The 16487-nt window shown below is 33.3% G+C and carries 13 protein-coding genes, 1 tRNA gene and 1 pseudogene; all 15 read right to left on the bottom strand.

Features of this window, described 5'->3' with window-relative positions:
- Positions 1 to 63: 63 nt before the first annotated feature.
- Positions 64 to 137: transfer RNA gene (locus tag AC0L3M_RS14295), tRNA-Arg, on the bottom strand.
- Positions 138 to 147: 10 nt separating this feature from the next.
- A complete protein-coding gene (locus tag AC0L3M_RS14290; protein ID WP_292946906.1) occupies positions 148 to 597 on the bottom strand; it encodes a GatB/YqeY domain-containing protein in 450 nt (149 codons plus the stop codon).
- 153 nt (positions 598 to 750) lie between these two features.
- On the bottom strand, positions 751 to 2724 hold the full coding sequence (ftsZ, locus tag AC0L3M_RS14285) for a cell division protein FtsZ (RefSeq protein WP_473431200.1): 1974 nt from the start codon (positions 2722 to 2724) through the stop codon (positions 751 to 753).
- 71 nt (positions 2725 to 2795) lie between these two features.
- Positions 2796 to 4121, bottom strand: a complete 1326-nt coding sequence (ftsA, locus tag AC0L3M_RS14280; RefSeq protein WP_145006120.1) for a cell division protein FtsA — start codon at positions 4119 to 4121, stop codon at positions 2796 to 2798.
- A 3-nt stretch (positions 4122 to 4124) separates the two neighbouring features.
- A complete protein-coding gene (locus tag AC0L3M_RS14275) occupies positions 4125 to 4844 on the bottom strand; it encodes a cell division protein FtsQ/DivIB (RefSeq protein ID WP_473431199.1) in 720 nt (239 codons plus the stop codon).
- Entirely contained in the window at positions 4834 to 6186 is a 1353-nt protein-coding gene (gene murC, locus AC0L3M_RS14270) for a UDP-N-acetylmuramate--L-alanine ligase (RefSeq protein WP_473431198.1), read from the bottom strand. The genes AC0L3M_RS14275 and murC overlap by 11 nt, the downstream gene beginning before the upstream one ends.
- On the bottom strand, positions 6186 to 7292 hold the full coding sequence (gene murG / locus AC0L3M_RS14265; protein ID WP_145006114.1) for an undecaprenyldiphospho-muramoylpentapeptide beta-N-acetylglucosaminyltransferase: 1107 nt from the start codon (positions 7290 to 7292) through the stop codon (positions 6186 to 6188). Before murG ends, murC begins: the two co-directional genes overlap by 1 nt.
- A gap of 52 nt (positions 7293 to 7344) precedes the next feature.
- Positions 7345 to 8552 (bottom strand): annotated as a pseudogene (locus tag AC0L3M_RS14260) (FtsW/RodA/SpoVE family cell cycle protein).
- Between the two features lie 44 nt (positions 8553 to 8596).
- Positions 8597 to 9934, bottom strand: a complete 1338-nt coding sequence (murD, locus tag AC0L3M_RS14255; RefSeq protein WP_473431197.1) for a UDP-N-acetylmuramoyl-L-alanine--D-glutamate ligase — start codon at positions 9932 to 9934, stop codon at positions 8597 to 8599.
- A 43-nt stretch (positions 9935 to 9977) separates the two neighbouring features.
- A complete protein-coding gene (mraY, locus tag AC0L3M_RS14250) occupies positions 9978 to 11210 on the bottom strand; it encodes a phospho-N-acetylmuramoyl-pentapeptide-transferase (protein ID WP_292946888.1) in 1233 nt (410 codons plus the stop codon).
- Positions 11211 to 11275: 65 nt separating this feature from the next.
- The gene (locus AC0L3M_RS14245; protein ID WP_473431196.1) at positions 11276 to 12739 is read right to left on the bottom strand and encodes a UDP-N-acetylmuramoyl-L-alanyl-D-glutamate--2,6-diaminopimelate ligase; all 1464 of its coding nucleotides are present in this window, start codon (positions 12737 to 12739) and stop codon (positions 11276 to 11278) included.
- Positions 12736 to 14688: a penicillin-binding protein gene (locus tag AC0L3M_RS14240; protein ID WP_473432514.1), complete on the bottom strand. Its 1953-nt coding sequence runs from the start codon at positions 14686 to 14688 to the stop codon at positions 12736 to 12738. Before AC0L3M_RS14240 ends, AC0L3M_RS14245 begins: the two co-directional genes overlap by 4 nt.
- A 62-nt stretch (positions 14689 to 14750) precedes the next feature.
- Positions 14751 to 15068, bottom strand: a complete 318-nt coding sequence (locus AC0L3M_RS14235) for an FtsL-like putative cell division protein (protein ID WP_145006103.1) — start codon at positions 15066 to 15068, stop codon at positions 14751 to 14753.
- Between the two features lie 2 nt (positions 15069 to 15070).
- Positions 15071 to 15970 (bottom strand): 16S rRNA (cytosine(1402)-N(4))-methyltransferase RsmH, encoded by a 900-nt coding sequence (gene rsmH / locus AC0L3M_RS14230; RefSeq protein ID WP_292946881.1) that lies wholly within the window; start codon positions 15968 to 15970, stop codon positions 15071 to 15073.
- Entirely contained in the window at positions 15954 to 16424 is a 471-nt protein-coding gene (gene mraZ, locus AC0L3M_RS14225; RefSeq protein ID WP_292946877.1) for a division/cell wall cluster transcriptional repressor MraZ, read from the bottom strand. The genes rsmH and mraZ overlap by 17 nt, the downstream gene beginning before the upstream one ends.
- Positions 16425 to 16487: the final 63 nt, after the last annotated feature.

The raw sequence follows: 16487 nt of genomic DNA, 5'->3' as shown, positions 1-16487 counted from the left end.
TGGTTGAGGTTGAGTAATAGTTAAATTTTAGCGCAATCAACTCAATTTCATATAACTTAAGAGTGACCTCGAGAGGATTCGAACCTCCAACCCTCAGAGCCGAAATCTGATATTCTATCCAGTTGAACTACGAGGCCCAACTTGTATTTAAGATAACTTAGCCTTTACAATTGTAGATATCGTTTTACCGTCGGCTTTTCCAGCTAACTGACCGCTAACCATTCCCATGACTTTACCCATGTCTTTCATACCTTCTGCTCCTGTTTTTGCTATAACGTCATCAACAACTTTAGCGACTTCTTCATCACTCATAGCTTCTGGTAAAAATTGAGAGATTACTTCTGCTTCTGCCAACTCTGGAGCTGCTAAATCCTCTCGTCCTTGTTCTAAAAATATAGCTGCACTGTCCTTACGTTGTTTAACTTGCTTTTGTAAAATTTTAAGCTCTTGCTCTTCTGTTAATTCTTCTTTTGCACCACTTTCTGTCTGAGCTAATAATATAGCTGACTTAACTGCTCTTAAAGCTGTTAAGGCAACTGTATTTTTACTTTTCATTGCCTCTTTTAGGGCTGTCATTATATCTGTAGATAGACTCATTGTATGTATTATTTAATATTTATTACGAAGATAGTTAAAAGTATTTATTTAAGTAAGCTAACTGCAAGTGATGACCTGATTATAGCTTACAAAAAACCCGAAAAGTTTGAGGGAACTTTCCGGGTCAAAAAAATGGATTAATCTAATTGATTATTAATCTACATTATCGTGTAAAAAAGAATTATTGCTTCTTAATTGTATGTCGTCATTTTCATCCACACCTAATGATGTTCTTGAAATATTATTATCTGACGAGTGTTGTCTGTCTTCTAGCTCTAAACCTTGACGTTTATATGCTGGAATCTTTTCTATATCTTCAATTTTTGAGCTATTGAATTTATGATTAAAATTTTTCATTTTCTTTCTACGCTCATCTGCTCTACTTTTTAGTAACTCAGAAATTGGAGTATTCATTGGATCAACTTCAGCATCAATATCCACTTCTAATTCTTGAGCTTCAATTTGTTTTTTCTCAAAAACCACTTCTTTATCAACCTCAACTTTAGCTTCTGATACTTTAGTTGTATTAGTTTCTACCTCATCGTAGTCGTCTAACGCATATCTAATTTCTCCTGACTGCGAGTTTTCTGTTACTGGAACAACTTCTACAAAATCATTAACTTCTAAGTTGCTGATTTCATCTGTTAAATTCATAATAACAGGTTTTTCTTCTTCCACAACAGCCTCTACTTCTGGCTCTGATAATGGCATATCAAAACTTAAGGTAATTTGTTGTTTCTTTTCAGTCTCTTCAATATTATTAACCTGATCTAATGTAGCACTTGAAGAAGTGATATTAAACTCTTCTGTCTCGTCTATTAAGGCATTAACTTGTGTGTAGTTAACGTCTATATTTTTTATTGACTGAGTGGTTTGAACTAAATCTTGATCGTTAAGTGTTGTACTTTTTTGCTTGTTTACTTGCGCGATTTCAAAAGCTGATAATTGGTCATCCGTATCTTCTTCTAAATCTAATGTATGTACAACTGCTTTAGGTGTTTCTTTCTTTTCTTCTAATTCAATACTTGGTAAGATTATCGCAGGCTCTTTTTCTTTTTTGTTTAAATCCTGCTCCATATTTTGGTCATCTTCCAATGCATGAATTACCTTTTTAGTTTCGGTATTAGAAATTTCATTTTGTTGTTCAACATCAAAACCAGTTGCGATAATTGTTACTGAAATTGACTCTTCTAAATTGTCATCTTCACCAACTCCCATTATAATATTTGCACCATGACCAGCTTCATTTTGAATATGATCATTGATTTCTCCAATTTCATCAATAGTAATTTCTTGAGCACCAGAAACGATTAGCAACAATACGTTTTTGGCTCCAGTAATTTTATTATCATTTAATAATGGTGAATCTAATGCTTTAGAAATCGCTTCGTGCGCACGATTTTGACCTGACGCAGAAGCAGATCCCATAATAGCTGTTCCGCTATTACTAAGTACTGTTTTAGCATCACGTAAATCGATGTTTTGTGTGTAGTGATGTGTAATTACCTCTGCAATACCACGTGCTGCAGTAGATAAGACTTCGTCTGCTTTAGAAAAACCAGCTTTAAATCCTAGATTACCATATACTTCACGTAGTTTGTTGTTGTTAATTACAACCAAGCTATCTACTTCTTTACGTAATTTTTCAATTCCTTCTTGGGCTTGAGCATTTCGCATTTTACCTTCAAACTGAAAAGGCATTGTTACAATACCAACCGTTAAGATATCTAAATCTTTAGCCATTTTTGCTATGATTGGAGCTGCACCTGTACCAGTACCTCCACCCATTCCGGCTGTTATAAATATCATTTTAGTGTTAGTATCTAACATGCGTTGTAAATCGTCAAAACTCTCTACAGCTGATTGCTCTCCTACGTCTGGATTTGCTCCTGCACCTAATCCTTCTGTTAAGTTTAAACCTAATTGGATTTTGTTTGGAACACCACTGTTTTGAAGTGCTTGTGCATCTGTATTACAAATGACAAAATCTACACCTTTTATTCCTTGAAGAAACATGTGGTTTATGGCATTACTACCTCCTCCACCTACACCAATGACTTTAATGACATTAGATTGGTTTTTTGGTAAGTCAAATGCTATGTTTTCGAATTCGTTGTTGCTGCTCATAAATTCTATTTTACTGGATCAATTATTATTTTTTAGCGATACATACATCGCTTAGTATTCTTATGTATTTATTATTCTGCGTTATCCAAAAAGTCTTTTACTCTTTCTGTTAACGTATCTAAAAACGACTTGCGTTGTTTTTTAGGTGGTTCAATTTTTTCTACTTCTGGCACTTCTTCGTTTGCAATTTCTTGTGCTTGAATTTCTTCTTCAATCACTGCTTCTGCTTTTTTGCGGTCTTGACGTTTTAATCCGTCCATAACTAATCCTACTGCTGTTGCAAATAAAGGACTGGTTATTGCGTCATCACTATCTCCTGCAAGATGCTCGTTTGGATATCCTATTCTGGTATCCATACCTGTTATATATTCTACCAGTTGCTTTAAATGTTTTAACTGGCTTCCTCCACCTGTTAAAACAATTCCTGCGATTAGTTTCTTTTTTTGTTCTTCGTGACCGTAATTTTTGATCTCGACGTACACTTGCTCAATAATCTCTACAACTCTTGCATGTATTATTTTAGATAAGTTTTTTAAAGTTATCTCTTTAGGGTCACGTCCTCTTAATCCTGGAATTGAGACAATTTCATTGTCTTTATTTTCTCCTGGCCAAGTACTACCAAATTTTATTTTTAAAAGCTCGGCTTGTTTTTCAATAATGGAACAACCTTCTTTTATATCCTCTGTTATTACATTTCCTCCAAAAGGAATAACTGCTGTATGACGTATGATTCCGTCTCTAAAAATAGCTAAGTCTGTTGTACCACCTCCTATATCGATTAATGCTACTCCTGCTTCTTTTTCTTCTTGACTTAATACTGCATTGGCACTAGCTAGAGGCTCTAAAGTAATTCCTTCTAATGCTAATCCTGCACTTTGCACGCATCGTCCTATGTTTCGGATGGAAGATACTTGACCTACTACAACATGAAAGTTAGCCTCTAAACGACCACCATACATACCGATAGGCTCTTTAATTTCGGCTTGACCGTCAATTTTATATTCCTGAGGTAACACATGGATAATTTCTTCTCCTGGTAGCATTACCAATTTGTGTACTTGATTGATTAAACGCTCTATATCCTCCTCGTCAATAACAGTCTCGCTGTTTGGTCTAGTGATATAATCGCTATGTTGTAAACTTCTAATATGTTGTCCTGCAATACCTACTGTAACACCTTCAATTTTTGTTGCTGCTGCAGCTTCTGCCTCGTTAATGGCTAACTGTATAGATTGTATGGTTTGCGTTATGTTATTTACTACACCACGATGCACACCCAAACTTTTAGACTTACCTATGCCTAAAATTTCGACTTTACCATATTCGTTTTTACGACCAATCATAGCCACAATTTTTGTGGTTCCTATGTCTAATCCTACTGCAATGTTTTGTTCCATAACTTATGCTTTTGTGCATACAACTTGATTACCAAATTGTAAGTTTACTATACTGTAATTATCTAAAGCTTTATCTTTTGTAGCCTTTAAGTAAAAAGCCTTTAGATTATTAATTTTTTTATCCAATTGTTCTAAACTGCCTAATTTGACTACAAAATTACACTGTCTTAACTTAAGATTAATTGTACTGTTTTTATTTTGATGAATTTGCACCACATGCGTCTTCAAAAACGTGTCTTCTTGAATTTTTGTTGCTATGGTATAAACCTTTTCTAAATCTTTTTTATTGACAAAACCGGTTACCATTGGTACACGCTCTGTGTAGTTATTTGATAGTGGCATGTAGCCACCATTGCTATCTACATAAAAAGATCCGTCTGTTACCACTCTGGCAATAGGCGTTTTTTGTTTTACTTTGGCTGTTAACTTACCTGTCACGCTAACGTAAACATCTGCAAACTCGACAATTGGATTTGCATTTAGGGTTGTCTCTAACAAATTCAAATCTAAAATTTCTTTGGACTTGTTGGTTACACTTTGTTGATTTTGTATTAACAACTTACTAACATCTTCATGCGTGATAAATAGGTTTTTATTTCCTATAAATTCTATGTTAGGTTTTGATACTAATCTTTTACCACTTCGTGCTGAAGAGAAGGCATACAAAAATACTACTAAACCTAGTAGTAATCCCATTTTTATATAGCTCCAATTAGCTTTCATTTAATAATTCTTTTTTAATTTTTGATACTTCTGCACCAATATCTCCTGCTCCAATGGTCAACACTATTCTAGCATTACTTGCTTTAATATGCTGAATCATTGTTTGTTTAGTGACTAATTTTTTGTTTTTATTGTCAATCATACCTAATAACCAGTCCGACGTTACGCCTTCTATTGGCAATTCTCTTGCTGGATAGATGTCTAAAAGCAAGATTTGATCAAACTGCGCTAAACTTTTTGCAAAGTCTTGTGCAAAATCTTTAGTTCTTGAAAAAAGATGAGGCTGAAACACTGCAACAACTTTATCATTTGGATACATCTCTCTGACAGCTTGATGTACTGCATTTATCTCTTCTGGATGATGTGCATAATCATCTATAAAAACGATGTCGTCTGTCTTAATTTGATATGTAAATCTGCGCTTAACCCCTTTATAAGATGCTAATGCCTTTATAAGTTGGTCATGAGGCAATCCATACTCTAGCGACATTGCTAAAGCAACTAAAGCATTTAACAAATTATGTCTACCAGGTAGATTAAATTTAAATTGCTTTAGTACCGTTTTTGGCGTTTTAACATCAAAAATATAAGCACCATCTTTAATGGTTATATTTTGTGCAGAATAGTCTGCGTTATCTTCAATACCGTAGGTAATTCCATTTAATGGTAATCCGTTTTTAACAAACAATTTACCGTTAGGTTTTAGCTTTTTAGTGAAATCTTCAAACGTTTTTATTAACTCTGAAGCGTCACCATATATATCTAAATGATCTGCATCCATGGATGTAATACATGCCATATCTGGACTTAAAGTAAGGAAAGATCTATCAAACTCATCTGCTTCTACAACGCTTACTTTATCACCATTTAATATAAGATTAGAATTATAATTCTCACTTATACCACCTAAAAATGCAGTTAACTTTACGTCACACTCATTAAGTAAGTGCCCTAATATACTTGTTGTAGTTGTTTTACCGTGTGTACCAGCAACTGCTAAACAAAACGAATGCTGTGTAATTAAACCTAAAACCTCAGATCGCTTAAGCACTTTAAATGTATTATCTAAAAAATAATTTAATTGCACATGGTTTTTAGGCACTGCAGGCGTATAAACTATTAAAGTTGTTTCTGGATTTAAATAATGCGATTCTAAATCACTAATATCGTCTTTAAAAGTTACTGAAATACCTAAAGCAACTAAACTATCTGTAATATCTGTTTTTGTCTTATCATAACCACCAACTTGTTTACCATTAGCATTAAAATAACGCGCAATAGCAGACATACCAATACCTCCAATACCGATAAAATAGATGTTATGTATGTTATTTAAGTTCATTATTTATTTAATAGTTTTTCAACTTCGTCAGCTATATCCTTAGTTGCATTTACTAATGCTAATTTTTTAATATTTTGACTTAACTCTTCTTGTTTTTCTTTAGAAGCTACTAGTTGTCCAAATTTATTTTTAAAGTCAACTTTTAAATCTTCTTGAGCGATTAATAGTGCTGCGTTTTCTTTAACTATGGCATTTGCATTTTTAGTCTGATGGTCTTCTGCAACGTATGGAGAAGGTACAAATACAACCGGTTTACCAACAATACACAACTCGCTTACCGATCCTGCTCCTGCACGTGATATTATAAAATCTGCTGCAGCATATGCATAATCCATTTTATTAATAAACTCATGGACTTGTACATGTTTTGTGTTACCATATAACTTATACGTTTGATAATACAACTTACCACATTGCCATATTACTTGGACGTTTAGTGTTTGTAAAAAATCAAGCTCATCAACCATCAACTCGTTAATTGCTTTTGCACCTAAGCTTCCGCCCAAAACTAATAAGGTTTGCTTACCTTCAATTAAATTAAAATACTTAATTGCTTCTGCTCTTTTAGAAGAAATATCCAATAAATCTTGTCTAACAGGATTACCCGTTTTAATAATCTTTTCTGAAGGAAAAAATCGCTCTAAACCATTATAAGCAACGCATACTTTGGCTACTTTTTTAGACAGTAATTTGTTAGTTATTCCTGGATAAGAATTTTGCTCTTGAATTAAGCTTGGAATTCCTTTTAAAGCAGCAACATGTAATAATGGACCACTAGCAAAACCACCTGTACCAATAGCTACATCTGGCTTAAATTGATTGATTATTTTTTTTGCATTCCATAAACTACTAATTAGCTTAAATGGAAACATCATATTTTTAAGCGTTAATTGACGCTGAATTCCTGTAATCCATAATCCTTTAATTTGGTAGCCAGCTTGTGGCACCTTTTCCATTTCCATTCTATCCTTTGCACCAACAAATAAGAATTCCGATTCCGGAAAGCGCAACTTCAGCTCGTTAGCAATTGCAATTGCAGGATAGATATGGCCTCCTGTGCCTCCACCTGATAAAATTATCTTATATGCTTTATTTGTATTACTCACTTTACTTTTTAAACTACGTATTGAAAATAGATTTAGCCTATATTTTTTAAAATTAATCTTCTAATGTTTCTGATAAGATATCTAACGGATTTGTGTCATCAGAATCTTTTTCTTTTTTTATAATTTCTTCTCGTTTTGCACTTACACTTAAAATTATTCCAATTGCCAAACACGTCATCCATATACTTGTTCCTCCACTACTAACCAATGGTAATGTTTGCCCTGTTACAGGAAACAACTCAACAGCTACAGCCATATTAATCATAGCCTGAAAAATGATAGGCAAACCAACACCTAGTACTAATAATTTTCCGAAAACGGTATCTGCTTTTTGTGCAACAATTATAATTCTAAATAATAACCACATATATAAAATCATCAATGCCAATCCACCAATTAAACCATACTCTTCAACAATAATGGCGTAAATAAAATCGGAAGAGGATTGAGGTAAAAAGTTTTTTGAATACTTTTTCCTGAACCAACACCTACGATACCTCCTGAGGCTATAGCAATTTTGGCTTTTTCTATTTGATAATCTTCTTCTGAATCTTCACCATTAAAAAAACTGTCAATCCTACTCATCCATGTATCAACACGATTTGGCATTGCATCTGGAAATGCTTTAGCCACCAATATAAACATGGTTAATCCAACGATACCTGCAAAACCCATTGCTATTAAATATCTAAGAGGATAACCTCCTAAAAATAACAAAGCACTAGTCATTACAAATATGATTGCTGTGGTGGAAAAATTTGACGGTAATATTAATGCCAAAATTATAAAAATTGGAATCCATAAAGGCAAAACAGACTCTTTAAAAGTTATTGTTTTGTCTTTAATTTTAGACAAGTACCTAGCAATGTACACCATTAAAACAACAGCTGCCAACGTTGATGTTTGAAATGACATATTTACAAACGGAATCCTTATCCAACGACTAGCATTGGCACCATCAATAGTTGTACCTTGAAGAATTGTTAAAATTAACAACACAAATACAATAGGCATCATAACCATTGACAATCCCCTAAAATAACGATAAGGTATTTTATGCACTCCGTACATAATTGAAAAACCTAAAAACAAGTGCATTAAATGTTTAATAAAAAAACCAAAGGTATTACCATCTCCACCAATATATGCCAAATTACTTGCAGCACTATATACTGGTAAAAACGAAAATATAGCTAATAGCGCAGAAATTGCCCATATTAACTTATCACCTTTTATATTATTTATTATTGTGTTTTGCATTTACTTTTTAGAACTAACTATATATTAAACAGTTTGATATCACATTAAAGGTTTCTTACAGCATCTTTAAACTGTCTACCTCTATCTTCATAATTTTCAAATAAATCAAAACTTGCACATGCAGGAGACAACAACACACTATCTCCAGCTTCTGCCAACTTATAAGCTATTTTAACAGCTTCACTCATAAACTGTGTTTCAACAATAACATCAACCATTTTACCAAAGCTTGCCAACAGCTTTTCGTTATCAACACCCAAACAAATGATAGCCTTAACTTTTTCATTAATAAAAGGATATAATTCTTGATAATTATTACCCTTATCCACACCTCCAACAATCCAAACTGTAGGCGATTCCATACTATCCAAAGCAAAGTAAGTCGCGTTTACGTTTGTAGCCTTAGAGTCGTTTATGTACTGCACTTTATTGATTTTAAGTACATTTTCTAAACGATGCTCCACACCTTGAAAATTTTCTAAACTTTCGCGTATTGTTTGTTTTCTAATTTGTAATAAATGCGCTACTGTTGAAGCAGCCATAGCATTTTTAGTATTGTGTTTTCCTTCTAGAGCGATATTTTTTGTTGGCATAATTATCTGATTATTATCAATTGTTATTATAATGTTGTCTTGATCCAAATACGCACCATTTTCTATTGTTTTAGTTAACGAAAACGGTAATAATTTAGCTTGAATGTTATTGTTATTTATATACTGCAAAATCACCTCATCATCTGCATCATATATTAAGTAATCTTCTTTTGTTTGATTTTGGGTAATCTTAAATTTTGAAGCGATATAATTTTCAAACTTATAATCATATCTATCCAAATGATCTGGAACTATATTGGTAATTACTGCAATATTTGGCTTAAAATTGATGCAACCATCTAATTGAAAGCTACTAATCTCTAAAACATAATTTTTGTAATTATGTTCCAAAACTTGTTTTGCAAAACTATCTCCAATATTACCTGCCAACCCAACGTCCAACTCTTGTTTTAACACATGATGTGTTAACATAGCTGTTGTTGTTTTACCATTACTACCTGTTATAGCAACAATGGTTGCGTTGGTAAATTGAGTTGCAAACTCGATTTCTGAAATTACAGGCACTCCTTTATTAATAAGTGCTTTAACTATTGCCACTCTTTCAGGAATTCCTGGGCTTTTCATAACAAGATCAGCTTCTAAAATTTTATTATCAGAATGCTGCTCTTCCTCCCATTCAATCTCATTATGTATAAGAACTTGCTTGTACTTTTCTTTTATTTTTCCTTTATCAGAAACAAATACTGCGTAGTCATTTGCCTTTCCTAAAAGCGCTGTACCAACACCACTTTCTCCACCTCCTAATATGACTAGTTTTTGTTTTTTCATTTATATTTTAACGTATAGACTTTATTAATTTAAGTCTTAGCTTTTATCTTAACTTTAATGTTACTATCGACAGTATTGCAAGAAAAATTCCAACAATCCAAAAGCGAGTTACTATTTTACTTTCGTGATAGCCCTTTTTTTGATAGTGATGATGCAAAGGAGACATTAAAAATATGCGTCGTCCTTCTCCATATTTTTTACGTGTAAATTTGAAATAACTAACTTGTAAAATTACAGACAAAGATTCAGCGAAAAAGATTCCGCATAACACAGGAATCAACAACTCTTTTCTTACTGCTATTGCTATTACAGCGATAACACCACCTATTGTCAAACTACCTGTGTCTCCCATAAATACTTGAGCAGGATATGTATTGTACCATAAAAACCCGATTAATGCTCCGACAAAAGCAGCTATAAACACAACCATTTCACCCAGTCGTGGTATAAACATAACATTGAGATAATCTGAAAAAACGATGTTACCAGAGATAAAAGCAAATATTGCTAGTACAAAGACTATAATTGCCGAACTACCTGCTGCTAACCCATCGATACCATCCGTTAAATTAGCACCATTAGAAACTGCTGTGATTATAAATATTACTATTGGTATAAACACCAACCATGCATATTTAGCATAATCTTCTCCCATCCACGTCACCAAATTTGAATAATCAAACTCATTATCTTTTACAAAAGGAATGGTTGTTTTTAGCGACTGCTCCTCCACATTAAATTCTCTTTCAGAACTTTGAGTTATTAATTCTGTTTCAAAAACTGGATTAACTTTTTCTGTTTTGATAGTAATTCCTGGATGGAAATACATTATCGCACCAACAAATAAACCTAAACCCACTTGTCCTAACACTTTAAACTTTCCGCTAAGGCCTTTTTTATCTTTTTTAAACACTTTTATATAGTCATCTGTAAATCCTACTGCTCCCATCCATAACATAGTTACAATTAACATGATGACATATATATTATCCAATCTAGCTAGTAATAGTACAGGCAATAACGTAGCAAGAATTATAATAATCCCTCCCATAGTTGGCGTACCTGCTTTTTCTAACTGTCCATCTAAGCCTAAATCTCTAACCGACTCTCCTACTTGCTTTTTTTGTAACGCTACAATAATACGTTTACCAAATATTGTAGAAAATAACAATGATAAAATAATAGCCAGAGCTGCCCTAAATGTGATAAATTGAAACACACTAGCACCTGGAAATTGGTAGTTTTTTTCTAAAAATTCAAATAAGTAGTATAACATTTATATTGCTTTTTTATTTAGCTAAACCGTTTTAAATGGTGTTACGTTTAGCTTAACTTCAATTATTATTTTTGTAATTGTTTTAAAAAATCCTGAACTATTTTAAAATCGTCAAAATCATGGCGTTTTCCATTTACCTCTTGATAGGTTTCATGTCCTTTACCTGCTATTAAAATAATATCGTTAGGGTTTGCTAACTGACAAGCTGTTTTAATAGCTTGCTTTCTATCCACAATCGACATTGTTTTTTTAAAGTTTTGAGGCTCGACACCCTTTTCAATATCTTCAATAATAACCTCTGGCACTTCTGTACGTGGATTATCACTTGTAAAAATAACTTTAGTACTAAGTGCTGAAGCTATGTGACCCATTTTTGGACGCTTAGTTTTATCCCTATCTCCACCACAACCAACAACAGTAATTACGTCCTCGTTTTTGGTTCTGATATCGTTAATAGTTTCTAAAACATTTTGTAATGCATCTGGTGTATGAGCATAATCTACAATTGCAGTTATTTTTTGGTCAGAAATTAAAAATTGAAAACGTCCGCTTACACTCTCTAACTCACTTATCAACCTTAAAGTTTCTTCTTTTTCCAATCCTAAAAGTTCTGCAGTAGCAAAAATTGCAAGGATATTATAAGCATTAAAGTTCCCGATTAATCTAACCCAAACCTCATTATCATTAAGCTTTAATAACAAACCATTAAACTGATTTTCTAAAATCTGAGCCTTATAATCTGCAAAACTTTTTAAAGCATAAGTATATTGTTTTGCTTTGGTGTTTTGAAGCATTACGCTTCCGTTTTTATCATCACCATTAGTTAATGCAAATGCTGTTTTAGGCAATTCGTCAAAAAATCTTTTTTTAACATCTCTATATTCAGCAAACGTATCGTGATAGTCCAAATGATCATGAGAAAGGTTTGTAAATATTCCGCCTTCAAACGTTAATCCTAATGTTCTATTTTGATGTATTCCATGAGAACTGACTTCCATAAAGCAAAACTCAACACCTTCATCATTCATTTGCTTTAAGTACCTATTGATAGTTAAAGAATCTGGTGTAGTATGCGTTGCAGGAAACTCCTGATTATCCACCATAATTTTTACAGTTGAAAGCAAACCAACTTTATATCCTGCTTTTTTAAACAATTGATACAAAAGCGAGGCAATCGTGGTTTTTCCATTGGTACCTGTTACACCAACTAACTTTAAGTTATCTGAAGGATTACCATAAAAATTTGAAGCCATTATTGCTAAAGCTGCACTTGAGTCATCCACTTTAACATAAGTAACTCCAGCTTTAGTCACACTTGGAAGCTCTTCACAAACAACAGCTATTGCGCCTTGCTGGATTGCACTTTCAATATACTGATGTCCATCTGTAAGACTACCTTTAACAGCTACAAAAACATCGTTAATTGCTACATTACGAGAATTAAAATGAATATTGCGCACTAAGATATTTGTACTTCCTACAACTGCATCTAGCGTTACTTTATATAATATGTCTTTTAATGAAATCACGAGGCTTCTAAAACTATAGTTTGATTATCTTTTAATTTGGTGTTTTTATTAACTGACTGACTTTTTACAGTCCCTTGACCTTGACATTTAACATTTACTTTTACGTTCATGTTTTCTAACAAAGCCATAGCATCCATAACAGGTAATCCTGTTACATCTGGCATAATTGTTTTATAAGTATTTGCTATTTTATAATAGCTTTCATACTCTTTATCTACTTTTACATCCTTAACATTTAGTGATGCTACTTGATCAATTAATGGCGTATCTGTAAATATTTTTTGAGCTATTTTTTTAAACACTGGACCAGAAACATCAGCACCATAAAATCCTTTTTTAACACTAGGCTTATGGATCACTACAATACATGAATATTTAGGTTTGTCCACTGGAAAATATCCAGCAAACGAAGAAATGTAACGTGGATTTTTTGCCCAATCATCCATCCAATATTCTACCCTTGCAGTTCCTGTTTTACCACACATAGAAAAGTAGTCCGAGTACAATGATCTACCTGTCCCTTTTACAACCACATTTTTAAGCATTTCTTGAGCTGCGCGCAAGGTCTTGTCTGAACATATTTTTTCATTGATAATAGTTTTATCAAAAACCTCTATTTGCTTATTTAAATCCCTTACCTCTCTAATAAATCTTGGCTTAACCATAACACCATTATTTGCAACAGCATTATAAAACGTTAAAGTTTGTAAAGGTGTGATTTTAAGATTATAACCATAAGCAATAGACGGTAAAGCATTACGACTCCATTTACCATCTCCTGGTCTAGGAATCATTGGTTGCCCTTCTCCTTTTATAGAAATACCTAATTTTTTATCTAAATTCCAGTTACTTAAAATATCTATAAAACGGTTTGGATCTTTTGCATAAGCATTATCTACAATTGTTGCTATCCCAATATTAGAGGACACTTCAAATGCTCTGGCTGCAGATATCTTTCCATTACCATGAGAATCTTTTATACCTCTACCATAAAATACCTTATAACCATTTCCCGTATCAATAACATCTGACGTATCAATTTTGTTATCTTCCAGAGCAGCCATTAAAGCCATAAGCTTAAACGTAGATCCAGGCTCATGCGCTTCGTACACCGCATAGTTTCTTTTTTCCCAATAATGACCTGATGCTGTTTTACCTAAATTTGAAATAGCTCTAATTTCACCTGTTTCAACTTCCATCACCACAACTGTTCCATGCTCTGCTTGATACAACTCTAATTGTTCCAGCAATGCATGATGCGCAATATCTTGTATATTAACATCAATAGTAGTATAGACATCAAACCCATCTTTAGGCTCAACTTGATCGTAATCTAAAATAGGTTTCCATTGTCCTTTACCTATTTTTTGTTTTAAACGCTTACCATCTTTTCCTCTTAAATAATCGACACCAAAAGCACCATCAATACCTGCTCTGGTCACGTTACCTTCGTCATCAGTACGCTCATAACCAATAGTTCGTTGCGCAACTTCACCCAAAGGATGTTCTCTTTTAACTTTCTGTTCTACTATTAAACCACCTTTAAAAGCTCCTAATTTTAATAGAGGAAATTCTCTAAACTTTAAATACTCCGAGTAACCAATATTTCTAGCTAATAAAAAATAACGATTTTTATTAGCTCTAGCTTTCCCTAATTCTTTTTGATAAAAACTTGAAGGTTTACCTGTATAGTTTGATAAGGCATCACTTAATGGTTTTAAGTTAGCTTTAAAGTTTTTGTCTGAAGGTGTAATGGCATCAAACAAGATATCATACTTAGGTATTGATGTTGCCAACAAACTACCATCTGCAGAATAAACATTACCTCTGTTTGCTGGTATAACCACGTCCTTAATAGCACGCTTATCTGCCAAAGCCCTATACTTATCACCTTGCACAACCTGAATGGTTAACAATTTTCCAACCACAAGCAGCCCAAAGATGAACATACATCCTGCGACAAAATATAATTTGTTTAATATGTTCTTTTCGTTTACTGCCACGAGTGGAACTAAGTTTGCGGTTTAACAATTATTTTTTTTGGCGGAATAACAGAAGGCGCCAAACCTTTTTCTTTCATTTTTTTTACAACAGAAGATTCCATTTTTAACTGCATAAGTTTGGTTCTTCCATCATACAACTCGGATCGCAACTCTTTAACTTGATTGTTAAGCTTTGCAATTTGATGTACTTTTTTATCTAGACTATGCGAACTTGCTATCATTACTATAGCTAAAACCGAAAGAAATATGATAAGCTTCCAGTTTTTAAATGAATCTTCGCTGACTAAAAAAGTCCCTCTTAATATGCTATAGATACTTTTTTTCAATGTTATATCTTTTCAGCAATACGCAACTTTGCACTTCGCGCTCTGTTGTTAATTTTTATTTCTTCTTTAGATGGGATTATTAATCCTCCAACTTTTTTTAATGGCACTTCAAAACGACCAAAAACATCACGTTCTGGCTCTCCTTCAAATAACCCATTTCTAATAAATCGTTTTACCAATCTATCTTCTAAGGAGTGATATGAAATCAAACTTAAACGACCCTCTGGCTTCAAAACCTCAGGTGTTTGTTGTAAAAATTCTTTTAAAGCCTCTATCTCTTGATTTACTTCAATCCTGATTGCTTGATAAATCTGAGCTAATATTTTGTTTTCATGCTTAGGCGACAAAAATCTTTGTAACACCTTTTTAAGCTGATCACTAGTTTTAATTATTTCGTTTTTACGATGCTCTACAATTAAACCTGCCATTGCTGGTGCAGCACGAAGCTCTCCATATTGCGATAGCACTTGTTTTAACTGTTCCTCGTCATATTCATTAATAACATGAAATGCAGACAAAGTATCATTTTGATTCATCCTCATATCCAAATCTGCTTCAAAACGCGTCGAAAATCCTCTAGAAGCAACATCAAATTGATGTGATGACACGCCAAAATCAGCCAAAATACCATCCACTTGCTTTACACCATGAAAACGCAAAAAACGTTTGATATATCTAAAGTTTTCATGTATTAAAGTAAATCGTGGATCATCTATTGCATTTTCTAATGCATCAACATCTTGATCAAAAGCATATAGCTTTCCGTTTTCACCCAAGCGACTTAAAATCTCTTTACTGTGTCCACCACCTCCAAAAGTAACATCCACGTAAATTCCGTCTGGCTTAATAGCCAAACCACTTACTGTTTCGTTTAATAATACTGGATTATGATATGCTGTCATACTCTTCATCTTGACCCATTACCTCTTCAGCTAAATCAGCAAAATCATCTGCTGCATCATCAATAGCTTTTTCATACTTCGTTTTATCCCAAATTTCTACAATATTAACCGCTGAAGACATCACGATATCTTTAGCAATAGATGCAAACGCAACTAAATCTTTTGGTATTAGCAAACGACCGTTAGCATCGACTTCAACAATTTTTACTCCAGCAGTAAACCTGCGGATAAAGTCATTGTTTTTCTTTTTAAAACGATTAAGTTTGTTCACTTTTTGCATTAAAGCATTCCATTCTTGCATTGGATACAACTCCAAACATTCCTGAAACACTGCGCGTTTTAAAACAAAGCCATTTTGCAACTCAGGAGCCAACTGTTTTTTCAGCGCAGCAGGTAGCATAAGCCGTCCTTTTGCGTCTACTTTACATTCGTATGTTCCTATTAATGAGTTCACAACCGTTTTTAATTGTCAGAATTTGTAAAAATCAAATATATTGAAAATTTTACCACATTTTAC

It is taken from the genome of Olleya sp. KJ81-1 (assembly GCF_055808135.1).
The sequence above is the reverse complement of the archived record's forward strand: the minus strand, read 5'-3'. Positions and strand labels throughout refer to the sequence as shown.